The sequence below is a fragment of the Paraburkholderia sp. BR14374 genome (genome assembly GCF_040948685.1).
GTDB classification, from domain to species: Bacteria; Pseudomonadota; Gammaproteobacteria; order Burkholderiales; family Burkholderiaceae; genus Paraburkholderia; species Paraburkholderia youngii.
Map to the genome: position 1 here is coordinate 1 of NZ_JBFPKF010000042.1, position 15,412 is coordinate 15,412.

Annotated in this window: 4 protein-coding genes and 3 pseudogenes; 3 read left to right on the forward strand and 4 right to left on the reverse strand. The window is 58.4% G+C overall.

The features are described 5' to 3' along the window. Nucleotides 1-116: 116 nt before the first annotated feature. A pseudogene (locus tag AB3X86_RS36505) lies at nt 117-347 on the forward strand (IS110 family transposase); the annotation flags it as partial. Nucleotides 348-824: 477 nt separating this feature from the next. On the opposite strand, the gene AB3X86_RS36510 reads toward AB3X86_RS36505, so the two are convergent. Continuing rightward, on the reverse strand, nt 825-2,633 hold the full coding sequence (locus tag AB3X86_RS36510) for an ABC transporter ATP-binding protein (protein WP_368599719.1): 1,809 nt from the start codon (nt 2,631-2,633) through the stop codon (nt 825-827). A 55-nt stretch (nt 2,634-2,688) separates the two neighbouring features. After that, nucleotides 2,689-3,438 (reverse strand): Long-chain-fatty-acid--CoA ligase, encoded by a 750-nt coding sequence (locus tag AB3X86_RS36515; protein WP_368599716.1) that lies wholly within the window; start codon nt 3,436-3,438, stop codon nt 2,689-2,691. Nucleotides 3,439-3,597: 159 nt separating this feature from the next. Between AB3X86_RS36515 and AB3X86_RS36520 the strand changes: the two are divergent. Beyond that, nucleotides 3,598-4,176, forward strand: a pseudogene (locus AB3X86_RS36520) (transposase). Between the two features lie 454 nt (nt 4,177-4,630). Here the strand turns inward: AB3X86_RS36520 and AB3X86_RS36525 are convergent. Together AB3X86_RS36525 and AB3X86_RS36530 are read right to left on the reverse strand one after the other, a co-directional pair. Then, the gene (locus tag AB3X86_RS36525) at nt 4,631-5,761 is read right to left on the reverse strand and encodes a hypothetical protein (protein WP_368599717.1); all 1,131 of its coding nucleotides are present in this window, start codon (nt 5,759-5,761) and stop codon (nt 4,631-4,633) included. Between the two features lie 424 nt (nt 5,762-6,185). After that, a complete protein-coding gene (locus AB3X86_RS36530; RefSeq protein ID WP_368599718.1) occupies nt 6,186-13,742 on the reverse strand; it encodes an amino acid adenylation domain-containing protein in 7,557 nt (2,518 codons plus the stop codon). A 1,519-nt stretch (nt 13,743-15,261) separates the two neighbouring features. Here AB3X86_RS36530 and AB3X86_RS36535 point away from each other — a divergent pair. Beyond that, nucleotides 15,262-15,412, forward strand: a pseudogene (locus AB3X86_RS36535) (IS3 family transposase); the annotation flags it as partial.

The following is a 15,412-nucleotide window of genomic DNA, read 5'->3' on the forward strand; positions in this document are numbered from 1 at the left end:
CAGCGTGATCCACCGTCGAGAGTTACTGCTACGCCGCCCTCAGGGAATTCGAAAACATCGCAAACAACAGAGATGCAAAGTTCAAAACCGATCCCGATTGACACCGGGAGTCATATCAAAGAGGCGACAAGAATCTCCGCCGGCTGCTGGTTCAATGCGCGAGAGTGTTCATGCAGAGAATTGACAAGAATTCAGGCCCATTGGTCACGTGGACGCGGCAAATGCTCGCGCGACGACACTCCAATGTTGTGGCCTGCGCATTGGCCAACAAATTCGCGCGAATCGCATGGGCGATCGCAGCGCGCAAGACGAGTTTTAACGCTGGGGCTGCAGCCATGCCCGCATAGCGAGTTTCACACAGCACCAAACAAGTTACCCAACTGGTTTTGCGACCGCTGACACCTGATGACGTGAACGGCACAGTGGCCCGACGAGGAACCCGAAACAAGAATGGGCTCATATGAAGCCGCCATCGTTCTGAGGTTCGTCGGGCGCGACTCTCATCGTGGCGCGGGGAGTGATCCCCTTCAAGACGCCGAATAGATTCACGCAAGCCAACCACAAAATCGGAATCAGCGTTGCAAAAACGGGGAGGACCATAGATTCTTGTTGCCGATATCGCATGGCTGGACGAGCTTCGCCGGCATTCGCTTGACCTGATCTCCCATTTCAATCAATCGGCCCTAAAGGAAGATCATTGAGATCCTCACACGCAAACCGGAGGGGAACCAAACGAACTATACGACGGTCGGGTGGCGCCGCGGAAACGCTTCCGACTTGTCGCCGTTTGATCCGCTCGTCAGCAACGGCAGCACACAACGTCGTCAAATCTCGCGAGCTAACCCGAACCCCTGCTGATCAAACAACCGACGGTAAGTACTATCATCGAGCTGAACGAGCCGGTCGTGGCTTCCTTCCTCGACGAGGCGGCCGTGATCAAACACCAGCAGCCGATCGAGCGCACGAACCGTGGACAGGCGGTGTGCAGCCACGAGTGTCGTACGCCCAACCATCAACCGCTCCATCGCCTGCTGAATCAGCACTTCACTTTCGCCGTCAAGGTTCGAGGTCGCTTCATCGAGAATAATGATTGGCGCGTCTGCCAAGAAAGCACGAGCGATAGCCACTCGCTGACGTTCACCGCCCGAAAGCTTCACCCCGCGATCGCCCACCAGCGTGGCATATCCGTTCGGTAACGCGGCAATGAACTCGTGCGCGTTCGCTAGCGCGGAAGCTTGCTCGATCTCGGCCTGCGTCGCGTCCGGCTTACCATATGCGATGTTCTCCGCGAGCGAACGGTGAAACAACAACGGCTCTTGTTGCACGATAGCGATCTGCCGTCGCAGCGAAGTCTGCTCAACTTGGGAAATGTCTTGCCCGTCAATCCTTATGCGACCATCGCTGAGATCGTAGAGCCGCTGGATTAGTTTTATGAACGTAGTCTTTCCTGCCCCTGAACGGCCCACCAGCCCAACGCGCTCACCGGGCGCAATGGTTACTGAGAAATCCTTGTACAAAGGCTCCCGGACTTTGTCGTATTGGAAAGTCACCCGGTCGAAGCAAATCTCCCCTCGTCGAATCTCGATAGGACGCGCACCTGGCCGGTCCTCGATGCCAGATCTCTCTCGCTCAAGCAGAACTAGTTGCTGCATATCATTCACAGAGCGTTGCAGGTTGCGTACGTGCATCCCAACTTCGCGTAGATAGCCTTGCAAGACATAGAACATTGTTAGCGCAAACGCGATGTCACCGACGCTTGCTTCATCGCGCACGCGGAACCATAGTGCGGCACTGAGCATCGCGGTTTGCATCAGCACGAGCATGCCGCTCTGGACTCCACCATTGGTCGTGCTGCGCGCCCACATGCGAGCCGCATGCTTACGCCACTTGCTGACTATGCGGGCAAACCTAGCTTCTTCCCGGCTCTCGGCGCCAAACGCTTTCACGAGCGAGTTACAGGCTATCGCGTCGGCAAGCCTACCTCCCATGCGGGTGTCCCACAGATTGCTGATGTGCGCGGCGGGCGCTACATAGCCGAGCGATAGCGACACTGCGACCGTAATGTACAGCAGCGAGCCTGCGCCAACCAAGACACCCATCAGCGGCCAGCGGACACCAAGCAGTATCGTCGCGCCACCCAGCATCAGCAGCGAAGGCAGCAACGCGAGAAGCAGCGTGTCGTTCATCAGTTCTAGTGCCCACATACCGCGCGTGATCCTATGTACTGTCGAACCGGCGAAACTATTCGCATGCCAATCGGTGGAGAGACGTTGCACTCCGCAAAATGCGTTCGACGCGACATCGCTTATCATGTTCAACGTCAGCACCATGATGTTGTGAAGCGTGAAATGTCTCGCCAAGGTCGTGCCAACTCCCAATGCAATCAGCAAACCAAAAGTACTTGCTGCATGGTGCCACGCAGCGGACTTCAAGCCCATATCACCGCCACCAGCTGTCAGCGCATCCACCAGTCGCCCAGAAAAGAATGGCGTCACCACCTCGGCAAGGGTGGCCAGTAATGCGAGCGTCGCGATCGCGGAAATTCTCACAGGCTGTTTGCGCCAGTATCGTACAGTAAAGACTAGTACGCACTTAAACGCCCGCATGTCAAACCAAGGTTTCCTTTTCGCCATCATTTATATATCGACGTATCTCACTTCGTGGAATGAAAGAATTAAGCTTCATCAATCATAGGTCGTATTGAAACCAAACATTTGGCTCGACATAAACGATGCAATTTTGCTCCATTGAAACGAGCACCTGCACCAATGCCCCATCGACCTCAGAACTTCCGGAATGTTCGAATATTTGCCCTGTCCATCGTGACCATTCCGAAATCGTTCCAACGATGGTCATGCAATAAGGGGCAATTTTCATGAGCCTTCCTCCAGCACCGGGGTGGGTTCGCAACCAAGAATCCATCGGCAAACCGTCGGGGCGTTGTAGTCGCGTATACTCGAGCATCGGCATCCCGGGCACATGGTGTTTCTGGCTTGGCCGAACGGGGACCGAAAGTTTTGAGAATCCCGCCATTTTGGCACATTGCTTCAACGCATTCAGCAGTGCCAGCGCATTACCAAGACCTCTCGCCTTTGGCAGTAGGGTAATTTCGAGTGCGCTTATCGTCGTTGGTTCACGGCCTAGCAGACTGTCTTCGTGAGCCCAGCGGATAACCTCATCCCAACCGCCGTCCGGCAATTCCACGCGGCCCTCGATGTTTGAGGCAAATGGAGCGCCGAAAGCGCGCCCAACGACCTCCTCGTCGACAAGCCCAGCATACGCGAAGTCTAGGTATCTTGAGAAGACTCCCGCGCTAAAATAGAGCTTTGCGGTTCGATCATGGCGCATAAAGTCCGGCCACATGCTATCTAACTCGCTCGAAAAAACAAGAGGAATAAGTTCCGGCCTCTCTCGCAAAGAAAATATTTTCAAATTCATCTCCGAACTCCGACGGGAATCATTAAATTGCATCGCTCATATTCTTTCTTACAGTCCCCCGAATGGATAGGATCATCAATGATCTTGAGAACGTTAGGCACTTTCTGCCGGGCTTTGTATCCTGACGGGACAAAAGAACACAGGCCATAGCCAACCGATATATCGGATGAAGATTGATACTTCGCCACTGCGTATCTGACGTTGATGAACAAGGACACGCCGCGTCGCTGCAATGAATTGCGCGAGATGTTCAATGCACTGCGCTGGATCGTGCGCGCGGCTATGCCGTGGCGTTTGTTGCCCAATGACTTTCCGCCGTGCGGCAGTAATGTCGATATGGCGGTCGATATCTTCGAGCGGTTGCTTGCCGCGCATGTGATGCCGGCCAACGAACAGGAGCATGCTCTGGTCGGAGAATTGGCGCGCCAGATTCAGCACGCCAAAGGCCAGACGGTCAAGGTAGCGTTCGCCGATCAGGGATATACCTGAGAAGAGCCCGCACAGGCCGCACTCGACGAAGAGATCGAGCTTCAGATAATCAAGCGGATTGAGGCGAAAAATGGCTTCGTGCCGTTGCCGCGCCGCTGGGCGGTCGATCGCGGCTTCGGCTGGCTCAACCGCTTCGACCGACTGGCAGGAGACCAAGGGCAATTCCCCGAGATCATGGTCGGCCTTTCTGTCGTGCCCCCCGTGTTTATGCCTATACACTTTGTATTCCTCAACAAAATTGCCTTCTAACACCACAAGCGCGTCCCCGTTGAGCACAAGCTCAATCCAAGTTCCCTGTTGATATATGCAATGCACGCGCGGCGTGAGATAGTGGAGAACTGTGGCTCGACAACCGGTCATGTTGGATCAAATTCCCTCATTGATGAAAGACGCGTCCACAGGCCTCATTCTCTGACCGGAAATGGATATCCACGCCGTACTATTGAGTTGCGCTCGCCGCGGGTCGACCCGCTTCACGTCACCGCTAGCACTGCAAAGTGATCGTGTCTATTTGCTCGTGATGGCAGTGCCATTTTCTCGTTGCAGGTTGGCTGACAGCCTTGAATCGGAGTCATTGTGCCACTGGTTCGAGTTTGAAAATCATTACCATATTCGAGCAACGCCAAAGCAAATCTCGCGCTCTCTCGACTATTGCGATCGCCGCCCGCCAGTAGGCCCGGCGCTCGACCAAGATTGCTTTAAGTCAGGATACAAGCACCCTGTTCTTAGCGAGAAGAGATACCTTTTCCAACACAGAAATGGCACGTTCTACTAGATATTCAGCGCTGTTATCTTTGTCGCAAACGGCCTCCACAATTAAGCGCGCGCTAAGACTCATCCGCAGCGCAGAAACAGGAACCCCATCGATCTCGCCACATAAAACGGGTTGGCCCAATTCGCAACGCGCGGACAATATTTTTCGTCTTACTCCGCGCGCATTCCCACCAAGGTCTGCTTTCATTCGATTGAAGATTTTGGTGGTCTCCTCCGCGCGCAGCGGCCTTCTTCGGTTATTAAACTCGAACAAGATGAAAGGAAAAATCGTTGGTATCTGATCCCACGTCGACTGATTTTGCGTTGGACGGCGCTGCAAGGCGGGTTGTTCCAGGAGACTAAGCTGTTGCGAGTTACTCATCCATGACGTAATAGCGTTATAGAAGTTCTCCACGACCTTTCTGACACCTTCCGCGGGGATGCTGTGAAAATCCCGCAGTTCAGTGAGGGCAGCCTCCCACCGCAAAAGCAATCCAAAGTTGCTTGCATTGTGAAGCGACATGATGCCATTCCAATGTGGCGGCCACTCTGCGCGCGCGCTATTGACGCGAAGTGCCGGATCGACCGGCCGCTTCATCAATCTGCATGCTGCGTCTGCCGGAACCAGCAACATTGCGGAAAATGGAGGGCCGCTAAAAAACTTTGATCCAGTAATGATGACAATACTATCCGCACGGAGGTAACTAACTAACGTGCTCGATGCCAGCCTGAATTGAGAGGCATCGATGACAGTCTCGATGATGTTTGGCCAGCGCCGCTTGAGTTCGAGGACACGATCCGGACTGGGGCCCAACACGCCGGTCTTGGAGACGTCGGTTAATACGATCAAAATGCGCTCATACTGCTTTACAGCACTCAATACCGTTGCTTCAAGTTCGTCATCAACCTCAGCAATGGATCGGAGACTGCCGTCCTCTGAGCGAATTGCTATCGACTCGACGTGATTGACATCGCCGAAATCTCCCACATTCTCATCGTTCATCGCGGGGGGGTAGCGATGATATAAGGCGCCCGCCAAAGCACGCGCGACACCGCTCCCCGTCTCTTCCGGTTGAACCATGATCGCCAACGTTGTGCGAGAGCTGGTCCCGGCCACCAGTCTTGCGACAAGCATGTGAGCATCTGTGCCGGAAGCGGATACAATAGCCTCCAACCCAGATAGTTCTCCTAAGCCACACAGGTCGATAAATTCACTACGCAGCCTCGACATCTCCTCCAAATAAACATCCGCCGGATTTCTCTCCCGTAAGCTACTCAAGAGATGGGAGCGTAGTTGTTGCGCAGCAGAGTGGCCAGATAGGGAGATAGTAGATGCCGTGGCGGAGCCAAATGCTAACAGTCCTGTATCTGGTATCGGTCGCCCCCCATATTTGTTGATCATTGCGGCGGTATCGAGTTCGATCCGCGGGTCCCCTCCTTGCGTTAGGGCTTCGAAAGTCGACGGGAGGTAACTGTCGAGATTGTGCGAGCGCGTTGTCATAGCGTCAGGGCCCTATTGTTCGCGGGTGTGGTGTGCTGCTTAAGCATAAGGAAAGCGCGCGTGCAAGAATCCGACGGTTTTCCGGCACGGCCATCATTGTCACGTGATCGCCGGGAATCGGTATGGCGTGAATGGCCTCGGGATTTAGAACTCGGTCCCAGCCATGCATGGGTGCAATCTTCTTAGCCTCCGTTGCATCCGGAGTGCGCCCAGCCCGGAAATTCTCGGGAAGCTCAGATGCATAGAACTGGTGAATTTCGACTTGCAGGGATGGAACCTGATAGTTCAGTAACGCGTGCTGAAAATGGATATACGTTTCGACGGTTTCGTAGAAATCCGCTTCTACAACTATCGCCCCAATTTCCTGTGCCTTTTGGAGTAGTTGCGGAACAGAACTGTTCCTAGCGCAGCGCTGTAGCAGTTCGAATCGTTCATCGTCCAAAGACTCCAGAGGTTCAAATACCATTTCGAGTATTATTTCGGCATCAGATTTTTTCGTAGAATTTGCTGGCAGCGGGGCATCGATAAGACCCAGAAAAGATACCGTTTCATCGAAGCGCAGCAACTGCTGAGTAATCGCGTAAGCGAGGATCGCACCGGACGAATATCCGGCAATCCGGTAGGGAGCTCGCGGCTGAATCTTCTTCATCGTCAACAGTGTATGTGTTGCGATCTCCTCAAGAGTCAGTGAACGATCTTTGAAGGAGGGCCATGGTAGAGCGTAGATGGGACTATCCACTTCCATTTCTTTTGCTAAAGTGGAGACATACGAAAAATCTCCATAGCCTGTCGGAACAAAGAAAACGGGAGGCTGAGTTCCCGCCAAACGGACCGGCAACACTCCAGACACATGAGGATCCATGTCCATCTCGACCCTGGAGGCAAGATCCTTCAGGACGGGGGCTTCGAATAGATCGATAGCGCTTAATTTCATTCCCCCATCCAGTGCTCGGCTGAGCAGCCGCACGGCCAGCAGCGAATGACCGCCCAGCTCGAAGAAGTGGTCATGCCGGCCGACCCGCTCCAGACCCAGCAGCTCCGCCCACAGCTGCGCCAGCACCGTCTCGAGCTCCCCGCGCGGCGCCTCGTAGCCCCGCCGCGCATACGCATCGTCAGCCGGCGCGGGCAGTGCCTTGCGGTCGAGCTTGCCGTTCACCGTCAGCGGCAGCGCCGCCAGCGGCACGAACGCCGCCGGCACCATGTAGTCCGGCAGCTGCCCCACCAGATGCGCGCGCAGCGTCGCCGCAAGCTGCGCTTCCTGCGCCTCCTCTGCGGCCACCACATACGCCACCAGCTGCGGCTCGCCGGCCCGCTCCTCGCGCGCCACCACCACCGCCTCGCGCACCCACGCATGTCCGCACAGGTGCGCGGCCACCTCGCCCGGCTCGATGCGAAAGCCCCGGATCTTGACCTGCTCGTCGGTGCGCCCCAGAAACTCCAGATTGCCATCCGGCAGGTACCGCGCCAGGTCCCCCGTGCGATACAGCCGATCGCCCTCCACAAAGGGACTGGCGATGAACCGCTCGGCTGTCAGCTCGGGGCGGTTCAGATAGCCGCGCGCCACCCCCGCCCCGCCAATGTAGAGCTCCCCAGCCGCCCCGAACGGCACCGGCTCGCCATGACCGTCCAGCACGTACACCCGCGTGTTCGCAATCGGACGGCCGATCGGTACACCTTGATGTGGCACGCCGAATGGCGTGTCAATAGGAAAAAAGGATGACCAGATGGTTGTTTCGGTTGGCCCGTAGAAATTCTTTACAGAGTTCACCGCTTCATTTAGGCGAAGTGACAGAGTTGCAGGTAACGCTTCTCCCCCACATACCGCATTCAGCGCTGGTGTTCCTTGCCAGCCTCCATTTAAGAGCAGGCGCCACATTGCCGGAGTCGCCTGCATGAAAGAAATGTTGTGATGTGCTATGTAATGGCGTAAGGCCATGGCGTCGATTGCATCCTTACGGCTTGCAAGGGCGACTGCGGCCCCAGTGCTCAAAGGCAGGAACAGTTCGAGCCCCGCAATATCGAACGAGATGGTGGTCAAAGCCAAAAAAGTATCGCGGTCAGAAATTGAAGATATCTCTGAAAACGCAGATAGAAAGTTCACCACCCCCCGGTGCTCGACCATCACGCCCTTGGGCGTGCCGGTGGAGCCCGACGTGTAGATCACATAGGCCAGATGGTGCGGACCCAGGCCCAGCGCGCGCGCATCCGGATCCGATGACGGCTGCCCGGCCCACGCCGGCGACTGCGCCTCCAGCTCCACCAGCCCCACCCCAGCGAGCGCCTCCCCGCCCAGCGCCGCACGCCCCGCCGCATCGGCCAGCACCAGCCGCGGCGCCGCCTCCCCCAGAATCTGCCGCAGCCGCGCGCCCGGATACGCCGCATCCAGCGGCACATATGCGCCCCCCGCCTTCAGGATCGCCAAGAGCCCCACCACCATCGCCGCGCTGCGCTCCACGCAGATCCCCACCGGCTGGTCCGGCCTGACTCCGAGTGCGATCAGATGGTGCGCCAGCCGGTTGGCCCGCGCGTTGAGCTCCCCATAGCTCAGTCTCTCGTTCTCATGCACCAGCGCCACCGCCTCCGGTGCCCGCCGCACCTGCGCCTCGAACAGCTCATGGATGCACCGCTCCGACGGATACGCCGCCTCCGTGCGGTTCAGCTCCTCCAGCAGATACCCGCGCTCCGCCGCCGGCAGGATCTCCAGCTCCCGCACCGGCGTGTGCGGCGAGCGCTCCAGCAGCTCCGCCAGGTGCTCCAGCGCATGTTGCATGTAACCGCAGATACGCTCTGCTGAAACCGGCTCGACCGCTTCCGCCGTCAGGCCCAGCGCCTGCCCGGAGTCTTCCACCGACAGGCTCAGGGGATAGTTGGTGCGCTCCTGCGCACCCAGCCATTCGATGCCGCCCGGGACATCGTCGCCCACCGCCCCCTGAAGCGCCGCCAGCGTATTGTGGCGATAGTTCAGCAGCGCGCTGAACAATGGCGCAGGCGCCGCAACGCCGCTGCAGCGCTGCGCCAGCGCCAGCGGGGCATGCTCGTGGGTGAGCAGTTCCGCCAGCCGCGCGTGGGTGCGACGCACACTCTCCCCGACCCCGGTTCCATCCACGTCGAGCCGCACCGGCAGCGTGTTCATGAACAGCCCCATCGCCCGGTCCGCGCCGCTGCCACCATGCATGCGCCCGAACAGCACCGTGCCGAACACCACCTGCTCGCGCCCGCTGCTGCGCGCCACCACCTGCGCCCACGCCAGATGGCACAGGCTGGCCACGCTCACCCCCAGCCGCCGCGCCTGCTGCCGCAGCCGGTCGTTAAGCGCCTGCGGCAACTGCCGCCGCGCCTCGTCCACCCCGCTGCCGTCGCCGCGCACCTCGCCCAGCCCGAACGGCAGCGTCGGCCCGTCAATCCCCGAGAGCATCTCCCGGAAGAACTGCTCATGCGCCGGCTCTCCCACACCCAGCCGCGCCTGCGCTATCAGGTTACGGAATGGCTGCGGCTCGGCCAGCTCGTGCCCGCGTCCTCCCAGCACGCTCCGCACCTCCGCATGCATTACCTCTGAGGTCGTGTGATCGCCGATCAGATGATGCTGCAGCGCCAGCAGCAGCCAGCGCCCGCTGTCCGGCTCCCGGGCCGTCACAAACCGTATCAGTGGCGCCCGCCCCAGATCGATGCGCTGCCCGCGCGGATCGAACCGGCGCCGCAGCTGCTCGGGAGCCGGCCCCTCCGCCTCATCCAGTTCAACCTCCACCACCTCCAGCCGCGCCTGGCGCCACACCACCTGCGCCGGACTGGACAGCCCCTCCCACACAAACGACGTGCGCAGGATATCGTGCCGGTCCACCACCCGCTGCACTGCCGCCAGATAGCGCTCCAGCAGGTCACGACCGGCAAATGCCATCTGCGAGACCAGCAGGTACGGATCGCCCTGGCTGGCCAGCAGATGATGGAACAGGATGCCCTCCTGCAGCGGCGAGAGGGCATAGATGTCCTGGATGTTGGCCAGCCCTCCGGGCACCGTGGCCACCACCCGGTCGATCTCCGCCTGGCTCAGCCCGATGAGCGGCAGCATCCCGGGGGTGATCGCCGTACTGTGCGCGGCAATCAGGTTGGCGGGGACCGCGACCTCCTGATGGCGCCCCAGGCTGGCCGCCAGATCGGCCAGCACCGGCCGCGCGAACAGCGTGCGCACCTCTACTCCCAGCGAGCGCTGCCGCAGCCGCTCCATCAGTTGCACGGCCAGCAGTGAATGACCGCCCAGCTCGAAGAAGTGGTCATGCCGGCCGACCCGCTCCAGACCCAGCAGCTCCGCCCACAGCTGCGCCAGCACCGTCTCGAGCTCCCCGCGCGGCGCCTCGTAGCCCCGCCGCGCATACGCATCGTCAGCCGGCGCGGGCAGTGCCTTGCGGTCGAGCTTGCCGTTCACCGTCAGCGGCAGCGCCGCCAGCGGCACGAACGCCGCCGGCACCATGTAGTCCGGCAGCTGCCCCACCAGATGCGCGCGCAGCGTCGCCGCAAGCTGCGCTTCCTGCGCTTCCTGCGCCTCCTCTGCGGCCACCACATACGCCACCAGCTGCGGCTCGCCGGCCCGCTCCTCGCGCGCCACCACCACCGCCTCGCGTACCCACGCATGTCCGCACAGGTGCGCGGCCACCTCGCCCGGCTCGATGCGAAAACCCCGGACCTTGACCTGCTCGTCGGTGCGCCCCTGAAACTCCAGATTGCCATCCGGCAGGTACCGCGCCAGGTCCCCCGTGCGATACAGCCGATCGCCCTCCACAAAGGGACTGGCGATGAACCGCTCGGCTGTCAGCTCGGGGCGGTTCAGATAGCCGCGCGCGACCCCCGCCCCGCCAATATAAAGCTCGCCCACCACCCCGAACGGCACCGGCTCGCCATGACCGTCCAGCACGTACACCCGCGTGTTCGCAATCGGACGGCCGATCGGGATAGAGGCGGATCCATCGATAACTTTGGATATTTCAAATGTGACGCTTCCAACTGTCGCTTCTGTAGGACCGAAGTGGTTGATCAGGCGCACATTCGGGAAGCGCTTTCGCCAAAACTGAATATCCGCAGGTACTAACGGTTCCCCACCAACCATCAGTGCCTTCGTCGGAGCCGGACCTTCGTAACACTCCAGTTGCCGGTTTAACAGGCTCAGGTGCGAAGGCGTCAGCTTGATCAAATCGTAGACCCGACCATCGTTAGCAGGAGAAAGTAAATCAGTTTCAACAGGAGGTTTTAGAAGATACAGCGCTGCACCTGCCAACAGGGGCCCGAATAAAGTTGTAACGATGCCGTCAAAGCTCAACGAATGTAATATCGGCGAACCATTCAACGCTTCTTCGTAATAACTGCGATGCGACCATTGCAAATAATTCAACAGGTTTCTGTGCTCGACCATCACGCCCTTGGGCGTGCCGGTGGAGCCCGACGTGTAGATCACATAGGCCAGATGGTGCGGGCCCAGGCCCAGCGCGCGCGCATCCGGATCCGATGACGGCTGCCCGGCCCACGCCGGCGACTGCGCCTCCAGCTCCACCAGCCCCACCCCAGCGAGCGCCTCCTCGCCCAGCGCCGCACGCCCCGCCGCATCGGCCAGCACCAGCCGCGGCGCCGCCTCCCCCAGAATCTGCCGCAGCCGCGCGCCCGGATACGCCGCATCCAGCGGCACATATGCGCCCCCCGCCTTCAGGATCGCCAGCAGCCCCACCACCATCGCCGGGCTGCGCTCCACGCAGATCCCCACCGGCTGATCCGGCCTGACTCCGAGTGCGATCAGATGATGGGCCAGCCGGTTGGCCCGCGCATTGAGCTCGCCATAGCTCAGTCTCTCGTTCTCATGCACCAGCGCTACCGCCTCCGGTGCCCGCCGCACCTGCGCCTCGAACAGCTCATGGATGCACCGCTCCGACGGATACGCCGCCTCCGTGCGGTTCAGCTCCTCCAGCAGATACCCACGCTCCGCCGCCGGCAGGATGTCGATGCGGCCCACCGGCTGCCGAGGCTCAGCCATCACAGCACCCAACAATTTTTCCAAATGCTGTGTAATACGTTCGACATTCTCCGGTGCCAAGCGGCTTCTGTCGAAGTGCCATCGAAAGCTACCGTCCAAAGAGCACACTTCAAGCGTCAGCACGTTGCCCGAGCGAAGTATTCCAGAATTCGGCGCTGATCCCAGCTCATGCGAAGAAGCACCTTCCCTTATCGTGATACCAATCGGCCACGGGCACCGCGATCGAAGTGCCTCTATGTTCTTTAACGCCGGGTAGCGTGCAACGAGATCCCCAGCAAAACTTTTGTGTGCTCGAAGCAGAGCGAATTCGGTCTCAACTGTCCTACGCACCTCTGCAAAAGCATCATCGAGATCAACTACAATTTTCATCGGCACGACTGCGGCAATATGCGACCCTGTTGCTTCCGATGCAACTCCCGATACATTGAGCGTAGGACTCCATCCCAACTGAAGCTCAGATTCACCTGAGATGCGGGAAAGATAGATTAGCCAGCCGACCACTATGTGTACCATGCGCTCGATCGGTGCCAATTCAGCCAAAACGCTAAAAGCATTCTCCGAACTGGACTGCCATTTCGTCATGGCCAAAGCCGACGACAAAAAAAAGGGAAGCTGCAACGATCTGAACCCGGCAAGCCGCTGGCGCCAAAATGACTCTTGCACGGCTAACATTTCGAGCTCGGAAGTAATGCTCGACGCCTGTTCTACACCGAATATGTGAAGACGGTCTCCTATATCCAGACCGTGATGCTTCGCGAGCGCCGACGCGTCAATAGATTGACCGTCCGGACCAGAAAACCAAACATCGACATCTTGCGTAGCTGTCGCGACACGCCAATTCCAACGGTGGATCCCCAGCAAGGAACCCGGAAGCTCATCCGAGCATCGATCCAGAACCTTTACGCGTTTGACTGCCACAAGATCATCGACCAAGATAACCTTTGGCATTCCCAACGGATTTGGATAATTTGCTCCGAAATCCAAGGCCCGCACCATTGCAGACAAATCTTCCGCAGATCGATCCCAACGTAAACAGCCCCCAACATCGGGCCTTCGATATCTCGGAAAGTAGCTCCTGTCCAGCATCCTTTGCGGACGTATATCGAGGGCCCCATCGGTCAATCCAATTAGCAACTCACGGAACCCCTCGATAGCAGCTTCATAACATCTAATGTTTAGGGTGAATGCAGTGTCGGTCGGCGTTATTAAAACCTGACGCCGAACGACCACATCACCAGTATCGACGCCTTGATCCATACAATGCCACGTAATTGCATATTCGCTTTCACCAGCAAGCAACGCCCAAGAAGTGGCATGAGTTCCCGCATATTGAGGGAGGGGTCCATCGTGATAATTGAAAGCGCCTTGACGTGCCTGCCTAAGCATACCCACTGGCAATATGAACGGATTGGCGACAGAAAATATATATTCAACGGGCTCAATATCTACAAATGTCGAGAGCTCGTCGACGCTGCTACAACATAGGATATTGGCACCGGTGGCCCACTCGGAAAACCGGGAGTCCGCACAAAGTACCGCGCGGATCACGTGCCCCCTTTCTTGGGCTAGCTGAGCACACCTAATGGCTAGCGTACCGCTACCGACAATAACGCTAGACACCTTTGATAAGGTTAACCGCTTATTCGCCCCATGATCCGGGCGCGCCAAGGAAATACGATTTAACATCTTAATCTCCCAGCCAAGACCGAAGCCATTTAGCCAAGCGTGCCGCCGTTACGACGACACCGCCACGGAAAGCATCGAACGCAATGCTGCCGCTGAATGCGGGTTCGTGAACACGCGCCCGCTTTTGACACAGCCGGCGCGTTGACGAGCTCCCTGCGACTCACGAACAAAGATCCGGTGCTGCTGATGTCGCGATTTCTCCCGTACACGCCAGAATGGCAAGCGTTCGCATCCGCATCACGTCGACGCCTACTGCGAGCAGAAGCTGAGCGCACCGCTTCATCACGATTCCCGCCCGCAGATATATCTCTGCCCCCCTTTGCTTCAGCCCAAACTACCGCTCATGCATTTGCGTTTGCGTTTGCGCCGATCGGCGACGTAGCCAAGACAACGCAACTACTTTTTGCAAACCCGAATAAAGTACCCGACCTTCTGGAATTCGCCTGCCAACGCACGAATGCGCCCCTATCAGTCAAAAACCTTGTGCACGCAAAGCAAATCAGACACTGCAGCCGGTACGGTATGGGTACCATCATGCCACCGTTCGTGCACCGCATTGATATCAAATGTTTTTTCGATGTCCTAGCGATTTTCTAATATCCCCCAGTTTCTGAGGCTTTGAGCGGCACCGAATTTGGCGGAAGCTCCAGAGCGTGGGGAGTTATTCATCCGGTAGTGCCCGACCCAGAAGCATGAATCGAACGACTTCTGCGGGCGGATCAGAGGAGGAGTGCGAATACGAGGCGCCGCTGGCTGAGGTCGGCCGATTATCTAGTGCACCGAGCCCAAGACGCATGGTCGCGGGTTTGAAGTCGCGCGATCGTTGCCACCTCGCGAGGGTGCGCCCGTTCTGCAGGGAGGCGCCATGTGCAGTCGTTGTGGTCGCTTTTCCGACTCCGTTACGCTACGCGGAAGACAGGAAGCCTAATATGTCTGCGATCAAGCACAAGACGCTCTTAGAGAACCTTGCTGCCAGTCAATTGACGGAGCGCCGATCGGGTGAAACAGTTTACGCGTTGATCGTCGCGTCGATGACTCCCGCTGCCGATGACTTGGCAGGGGAGATGCGCAGGGAAATCGAAGCGCGTCACGCTGAAGCCGAATCGGTTACGCCTGCGCGCTATAGAACGCGCGCAGATCGACGCAGATCTTGCGCAACGGCGCTTCATGCTGGTCCATCCAAGTAACTGACCGGTCACCGACACACTCGCGCAAGAATGGAACGACAAGCTGTCGCAGATTGCAGTCTTAAAGAGTTTCTCAAGCAATCGAACGCTGAGATGAGGTGGCCAGCCAGCTAAGATCGGCCAGCCGTGCATACGGTCACGCAGTGAACCGCCTCGGGATTTCCGGAGGCTCCACTTCTTGAGAAAATGGAGCTATGGAAAACACGAAGAAGAAGTGCCCAAGGTACTCGCCTGAAGTTCGTGAGCGGGCTGTGCGAATGGTTCTGGAACATCAAGGCGATCACGACTCGCAATGGAAAGTCATCGCGTCGATCGCGGCGAAGTTTGGCTGCTCGGGCGAGACAC

Bases quoted from the DNA above. Each gene is read 5' to 3' on its own strand.
- AB3X86_RS36515 (WP_368599716.1), bottom strand. From the start codon at position 3,438: ATGAATTTGAAAATATTTTCTTTGCGAGAGAGGCCGGAACTTATTCCT.
- AB3X86_RS36525 (WP_368599717.1), bottom strand. From the start codon at position 5,761: ATGGTTCAACCGGAAGAGACGGGGAGCGGTGTCGCGCGTGCTTTGGCG.
- AB3X86_RS36510 (WP_368599719.1), bottom strand. From the start codon at position 2,633: ATGGCGAAAAGGAAACCTTGGTTTGACATGCGGGCGTTTAAGTGCGTA.